General features: G+C 59.4%; 2 protein-coding genes. One reads left to right on the top strand and one right to left on the bottom strand.

The genetic code is table 11. The annotated features are described in order from the left end of the window. The coding region (locus CAG11_RS30865) for a non-ribosomal peptide synthetase (protein ID WP_143494832.1) at positions 1-4,696 on the top strand (4,696 nt) is incomplete at its 5' end. A 274-nt stretch (positions 4,697-4,970) separates the two neighbouring features. Here CAG11_RS30865 and CAG11_RS30860 read toward each other — a convergent pair. Next, positions 4,971-7,391, bottom strand: a complete 2,421-nt coding sequence (locus CAG11_RS30860; protein ID WP_218191792.1) for a TonB-dependent siderophore receptor — start codon at positions 7,389-7,391, stop codon at positions 4,971-4,973. Positions 7,392-7,419: the final 28 nt, after the last annotated feature.

The following is a 7,419-nucleotide window of genomic DNA, read 5'->3' as shown; positions in this document are numbered from 1 at the left end:
ACGCTTCGTGCCCGATCCGTTCGGCGCGCCGGGCAGCCGGGTGTACCGCAGTGGCGACCTGACCCGTGGCCGCCCCGATGGGGTGGTGGACTACCTGGGCCGGGTCGACCACCAGGTGAAGATCCGCGGCTTCCGTATCGAACTGGGCGAGATCGAGGCGCGCCTGCGTGAGCAGGAGGCCGTGCGGGAAACCGTGGTGGTGGCGCAAAGTGGCCTCAGCGGCAAGCAGTTGGTGGCCTATGTGGTACCGGCGGACCCGGAGCTGGTGAGCGACGCCGTGGCGCAAGCGCAATGCCGTGAGGCGCTGCGCCAGGCGCTCAAGGCGCGCCTGCCGGACTACATGGTGCCGGCGCACCTGATGTTCCTCGAACGCATGCCGCTGACTCCTAACGGCAAGCTGGATCGCAAGGGATTGCCGGTTCCTGATGCCAGTTCGGTACAACCTGTCTATGTAATGCCACAGACCCAACTCGAACATGACATCGCCCAAATCTGGGCTCAGATCCTGGGAGCCGAACGCATTGGTTTGACGGATCATTTCTTCGAGCTGGGCGGCCACTCTTTGCTGGCCATGCAGGTGATTTCCCGTGTACGCCAACTCCTGGGCAAGGATGTTCCGCTGCGGATGCTGTTTGAATATCCGCGCTTGCAAGGTTTTGTCCAGGCCCTGGAGGGGCTGGATGCTCTTGCAGACAACGTACCGGCGATGCTGGTAGTGGATCGGCAACAGCCATTGGCGTTGTCCTATGCCCAGGAGCGTCAATGGTTTCTCTGGCAACTGGATCCCGAGAGTGCGGCCTACCACATTCCCGTGACTTTGCGATTGAGCGGTTACCTGGATCAGCAAGCCTTGCAGCGCAGCTTCGATACGTTGGTGGCACGCCATGAGAGCTTGCGTACGTATATTCGACAAGATGGCGAGCGGACGCAGCAAGTGATCCAGCCAGCCACGACCGTGGAGATGACTCGTGAAGAGATCAAGGAGCGCGATCTACAGGCCCGGGTAGAAGCCGAGATCGCATGCCCCTTCGATTTGCAACAGGGGCCGTTGATGCGTGTGACTTTGTTGCGCCTGGCCGAGCAAGAGCATGTGTTGGTGCTGGTGCAGCATCACATAGTTTCCGACGGTTGGTCGATGCAGGTCATGGTCGATGAGCTGGTGCAGTTGTATGCCGCCTATAGCCAGGGCCAGGACCTGCAATTGCCGCCGTTGCCATTTCAATATGCCGACTACGCACAGTGGCAACGCAACTGGATGAATTCCGGAGAACGTGAGCGGCAGTTGGATTACTGGCGTGAATTGTTAGGTGCCGAGCAGCCGGTCCTGGAGCTACCTTTGGCCCATGCTCGGCCAACGATCCAGAGCCATCGTGGCGCCAGCCTGGAGATTGAACTGGATGCCAAGCTGACTGCGGGGCTCAAGGCGTTGGCCCAACGTGAGGGCGTGACCCTGTTCATGCTCCTGCTGGGCTCGTTCCAGGGTTTGTTGTATCGCTACAGCGGCCAGCAGGACATTCGCGTCGGGGTGCCGATTGCCAACCGCAACCGGGTGGAGACCGAGCGCCTGATCGGCTTCTTCGTCAATACCCAGGTGTTCAAGGCCGGTATCGATGGGCAAACCACCGTCAGCCAGTTGCTGGCACAGGTCAGGCAGCGGGCCCTGGAAGCTCAGGCCCATCAGGACCTGCCTTTCGAGCAACTGGTGGAAGCCTTGCAGCCAGAGCGTAGCCTGAGCCTCAACCCATTGTTCCAAGTGTTGTTCAACCACCAAGGCGATGCTCGCTTGCAGGGGGCGCGGCAGGGGGGCAGCGACCTACGGGTAGAGGGGTTGGAAGGGTATAGCCAGACCGCACAGTTCGACTTGAGCCTGGATACCCAGGAGTCGGAGAGCGGGATCTGGGCCATATTGACCTATGCCACTGAGTTGTTCGAGCAGGGCATGCTCATCCGTATGTTGCAACATTGGCAGAATATGCTGTTGGGAATGCTTGGCGACCCGCAGCAACTGATCAGTCAATTGCCTTTGCTGGATGCTCAGGAACAGCATCGACTGATCGAGCAATGGAACGCCACCGAGCGTGACTACCCGCTGCAACGCCAGGTGCACCAGTTGATCGAGGAACAGGTGGCCCTGGCTCCCGAAGCCCCGGCCCTGGTCTTTGGTCAGCAGCGCTTGAGCTATGCCGAACTCAACCGCCGGGCCAACCGCCTGGCCCATCGCCTGATCCAGGCCGGGGTCGGCCCGGATGTACTGGTGGGGCTGGCGGTGGAACGCTCGATCGAAATGGTGGTGGGCCTGCTGGCGGTGCTCAAGGCCGGTGGTGCCTATGTGCCGTTGGACCCGGAATACCCGCGCGAACGTCTGGCCTACATGCTCGAAGACAGTGGCGTGAAACTGCTGCTGACCCAGGCGCATCTGCTGGAGCAGCTGCCGATTCCCCAGGGGCTGTCCAGCCTGGTGCTGGAGCAGGGGGAAGCGTGGCTGGAACACTACAGCGAAGAAAATCCGCAGATCGCCCTGGACGGTGAGAACCTCGCCTACGTGATCTACACCTCCGGCTCCACCGGCCAGCCCAAGGGCGCCGGCAACCGGCATTCGGCGCTGCTCAACCGGCTGTGCTGGATGCAGGAGGCCTATGGACTGGGGGCTGGCGACACGGTCCTGCAGAAGACCCCGTTCAGCTTCGACGTTTCGGTGTGGGAGTTCTTCTGGCCACTGATGACGGGCGCGCGGCTGGTGGTGGCGGCGCCGGGGGATCATCGCGATCCGGCCCGGTTGGTCAGCCTGATCAATGCCGAGCAGGTCACGACCTTGCACTTCGTGCCGTCGATGCTGCAGGCCTTCCTGCAGGACCGCGACGTCGCTTCGTGCACCAGCCTGCAACGCATCGTTTGCAGCGGCGAAGCATTGCCGGTGGATGCCCAGCAGCAAGTGTTCGCCAAGTTGCCAAAGGCCGGGTTGTACAACCTGTATGGCCCGACCGAGGCCGCGATCGACGTGACCCACTGGACCTGTGTCGATGAAGGCCGCGATGGCGTGCCGATCGGCCGGCCGATCGCCAACGTGCAAACCTATGTCCTCGATGCTCAATTGCAACCCGTGCCTAGTGGTGTCGCCGGGGAACTCTACCTTGGAGGTACGGGGTTGGCTCGTGGTTACCACCGTCGTCCAGCCTTGACTGCCGAGCGCTTCATTGCCAGCCCGTTCACATTTGGTGGTCGTTTGTATCGCACCGGTGACAGGGTGCGACAACGCCATGATGGGGTCATTGAGTACCTTGAGCGTCTCGATCATCAGGTCAAGCTACGGGGCCTGCGCATCGAGTTGGGCGAGATCGAGGCACGTTTGCTGGAGCATGAGCAAGTGCACGAGGCCTCGGTGCAGGTGCTGGATGGTAAGCACTTGGTGGGTTACTTGGTGCTGGACGGCGCAGGCGAGGACTGGCGTGAAGCGCTGAGCGTCCACCTGGCCGCGCACCTGCCGGACTACATGGTGCCGGCGCAGTGGGTGGTGCTGGAGCAGATGCCGCTGAGCCCCAACGGCAAGCTGGACCGAAAGGCCTTGCCCAAGCCCGATGCCAGCTTGCAGGCACGGGAGTACGTGGCACCGCAGAGTCCGCTGGAGCAACAGGTCGCACAGATCTGGGCACAAGTACTGGAAGTGGAACGCGTAGGCCTGCACGATAATTTCTTCGAGTTGGGCGGGCATTCGCTGTTGGTACTGCTGCTCAAGGAGCGGATCAGGAAGGCCACTGCCAGCGAACTGTCCGTCAGCCAGTTGATGCTCAATCCTACCGTCGCTGGTCAAGTCGCTTGCCTGGAAGGGAGTATCAGGAACTCCCTGATCGTCAGGCTCAATAGTCAAACACAAGGCACGCCTTTGTATCTGTTCCACCCAAGCTATGGCTCGGTGCATTGCTACAAGGCCATCGCTCTTGCCCTGCGTGAAGATAGGCCGGTCATGGGGGTTATCTGCCGCGCTTTGGCCGAAGAGGGGACGCCAGTGCCTTCCTGGGTGGAAATGGTCGAGGACTACGCCCAACAGTTGCTCATGGCTCAGCCGGAAGGTGCTTATCGGCTGGCCGGTTGGTCGCTGGGTGGCAACCTGGCCGTGGAAGTCGCTCATAAGCTGGAGCACGCAGGCCGCGAGGTGGAGTTTGTCGGTTGGATCGACGCTTCTCCGCCCTACTGGCTCAAGGCGTATTGGGATACGGCAATCATGATCGATGAGGATGAGTTGGCCGCCAATCAGAAGCGTGCGCAGTTGTTGGAAGTGATGTTTCCCGAGGCGAACCAACAGATTCGGCAGGCCTGGGTCCAGAGCCAGATGCAGTTTGTCGATGAGGAGCAGCAGTGGCGTCACTTCAGTGACTGGGCCGATCAGGCCTTGGGCCAGGCTTTCAGAGAGATCAAGGAAGAACTTCTGCGTGGCAACGAGGCGCAGATCTCCTGGGAGCTGGATCGAGCGCTGGGACAGCGCTTGCGGGATTCTGACCTGAAGCCGATCAAAGCGCCTGTGAGCTGCTGGTGGGCCTCGGCCAGTCGGGCAGGGCAGCATAGGCAACTGATCGAGTCGACAATTGAACAAGTGGTCGGCAAGCCATGTATCGAGCGTTCCGTACTGATCGACTCGACCCATGAACGAATTATCGACAACGCGCTGTTCGTGCAGAGTTTTGTCAGTGCCATGAAGTAACGCTGCTAATTGTCCGTTCAACATCGCCCCTGATCACCGTCAGTGATCAGGGGCTTTTTATGCTTGTCGGGTCATTTCGAACATGCTCCAGAGGCAGGGATGTTGCGCACGCTGACCTGACCTGACCTGACCTGACCTGACCTGACCTGACCTGATCGAAGTCGAAAGGCGAAAGTGACAGTGACGGGCCGCTGAGGCTGCCAGAGGATAGTCGTTTGCCAGGCAAAGAAAAGCCCCTGGTCATGTTCATGGCCAGGGGCTGGTTGGAGCGGAATCAGAAGTTCCAGCGGGTGCTGAGCATCACATTGCGTGGATCGCCATAGTAGGCTGAGTTGTAGAAGCCGATATTGGTGTAGTACTTCTTGTCGAATACGTTGTTGACGTTCAGCGAGGCGGAAAGGTTATCGGTGATCTGGTAGCGGGCCATCAGGTCAACCAGCCAGAGCGGATCCTGGGAAAACTTCTCCTTGGTGTTCTTGCCGTAGTTATTGAGAATCTGCCAGCCAGTACCTTGCCAGCGAACGCCGCTGCCGAGGGTAAGCTTGTCCAGCGGGCCGGTCAGCTTGTAGCTGGTATAGAGGTTGACCTGGTCTTCTGGCTCCCAGGTGGAAACCTTCTGGCCCGACTGGTCGCGAATGATCTTGTGGGTATAGCCGGCTTGCAACTGCCAGCCAGGCGCCAGTTCACCGGAGATTTCCGCTTCGTAACCCTTGGTTTTGGCCTTGACGCCCTTGGATGCCCTATCGAGCCCGGAGATGGTGTCGGGAATGTAGTCGTTGTCGTCGATCGGACGGTTTTCCTCGTGAATTTCAAAGTAGGCAATGCTTGAGTTCAGGCGTCCATCAAAGAATTCGCCCTTGAGCCCGATTTCATAGTTCTTGCCTTCGTCAGGTTTGAGTGGCTTGTTGTTCCGGTCGCGATAGTCGTCTTGCGGCAGGTAGATCTCGGTGTAGCTGGCATAGGCCGAGAAGTTCTCGTTAAGGTCGTAGACTACGCCGGCATAAGGAACCACCTTGCCTGTGTCCTTGATCTGGCTGGTACCGCTGACCTCGTAATTGTTGACCCGGGTACCGAGTAATACGCTCAGGTCATCGGTCAGGCTGAAGCGGCTGGTGATGTAGCCGGCGCTCTGGCGTGTGAGTTCGTCGTTGCGCTTGGTTTGCGGACCCCAATCCGGTTTTGGTGCCTTGCCTGCCCAATTGAAGTAGTCAGGGTCTTCGATTTTGCTGGCATTGGTGTAATCGCGCCCCAGCCAGCGTGAACGGGAAACCGAAGTGCCGACGACCAGTTGGTGTTCACGTCCGAACAAGCTGAAGGGGCCAGTGGCATACAGGTCGCCAGTGTCGCTGGTGGTTTCACCTGTGTATTTACGGGTCAGTAACCTAGCCTTTCCAGTCTGGACATCCGGCGATAGCAGGGCGGCCAGCGGTGCGTTGTAGCCGTTGATCTGGTGGTTGTACTGCGCTTTGGCTACCCAGCCGTTCTGGAAGCTGTGTTCCAAAGTGGCGAATACGGTACGGGTGTACTGTTCCCAGCGGCTGTAGGTTGTGCCGTTGTTGAATGAACGTGGGGTACTGATGCGGTTGCCAGCCGAGTCGAACAATGAGGCGGAGCCCGACCAGCTCGAACCTTTCGGGTTGCTGTCCTGATAGTCGGCGCCTACGGTCAGCAAAGTATCGGGCGACAGGTCGAACTCAACAATCCCGTAGTAGACGTTGGTCTTGCGCGAGTAGTGATCCAGGAAGGACTTTTTATCCTGATAAGCTGCGACGGCACGGCCGCGTACGTTACCCGTTTCGGTCAAAGGGCCGCTGACGTCGATTTCAGTGCGGTAGTTGTCCCAGGAGCCCGCCCCCAGGTCCACATACCCTTTGAACTCCGAGGTGGGTTTCTTGCGCACCATGTTGATCGTGCCGCCGGGGCCACCCGCTCCGGTAAGCAGGCCTGTAGCGCCCTTGAGTACTTCTACCCGGTCATAGATCACGGTGTCGGTCAGGGTATGGCCGGAGGAGTACTGGGCGTCCTGGAGGATCGGGATGCCATCGTACTGGAAGTTCTGGATGGCGAAACCGCGCGAAAAGTAGCTGGTGCGGTCGCTGTCGTAGGTCGCGACGGTGATACCTGGCGTATGACGCATGACATCGTCGATCGACTTCATGTTGAAGTCATCCATGGCCTGTCGGGTGACGACCGAAATCGACTGTGGCGTTTCCCGTGGCGTCAGTACCAGGCGCGTGGCCGTGGCAATGGTGCCTGGAGTGTAGGAGCCGGAGCCTTCGGTGACGGTTCCCAGTTGGTTGGTGGTTACTTGAGTGGTTCCCAGCTCCACGCTGGCGGAGCGATTGGCATTGATGGTGATCGAATTGCCCTGCAGGTGATAGCCAATGCCTGTACCGCCGAGCAGGGTTTTAATGGCCTGCTCTGGTTGCAATTTGCCTTTTACTGCGTTGCTGCGTTTTTCCTGCACATCCGTAGGGTTGTACAGCACCTGCAGGTTGGTCTGCCGGCCAAATTCCTGCAGGGCAGTACCCAGAGATTGCGCAGGTACGTCGATCTCGATTTCCTGGGCCTGAACGTAACCGGCGATCGGCATCGAGACTGCCAGGGCCAGGGCGCTGGGCAGGAGGTTGACGTTCAAGGCTCGTCGCATGGATCGCGCTTTACTCAGGGAACTGAGACCGAGTAGTGCAGACATGGATGATTTCTCTTCTGTGTAGTGGGCA

Source organism: Pseudomonas sp. B6(2017) (assembly GCF_002112765.1).
Lineage (GTDB): Bacteria > Pseudomonadota > Gammaproteobacteria > Pseudomonadales > Pseudomonadaceae > Aquipseudomonas > Aquipseudomonas piscis.
Note: the sequence above shows the minus strand (reverse complement) of the source record. Positions and strands in the feature narration are given on the sequence as shown.

Bases quoted from the DNA above. Each gene is read 5' to 3' on its own strand.
- CAG11_RS30860 (WP_218191792.1), bottom strand. From the start codon at position 7,391: ATGTCTGCACTACTCGGTCTCAGTTCCCTGAGTAAAGCGCGATCCATG.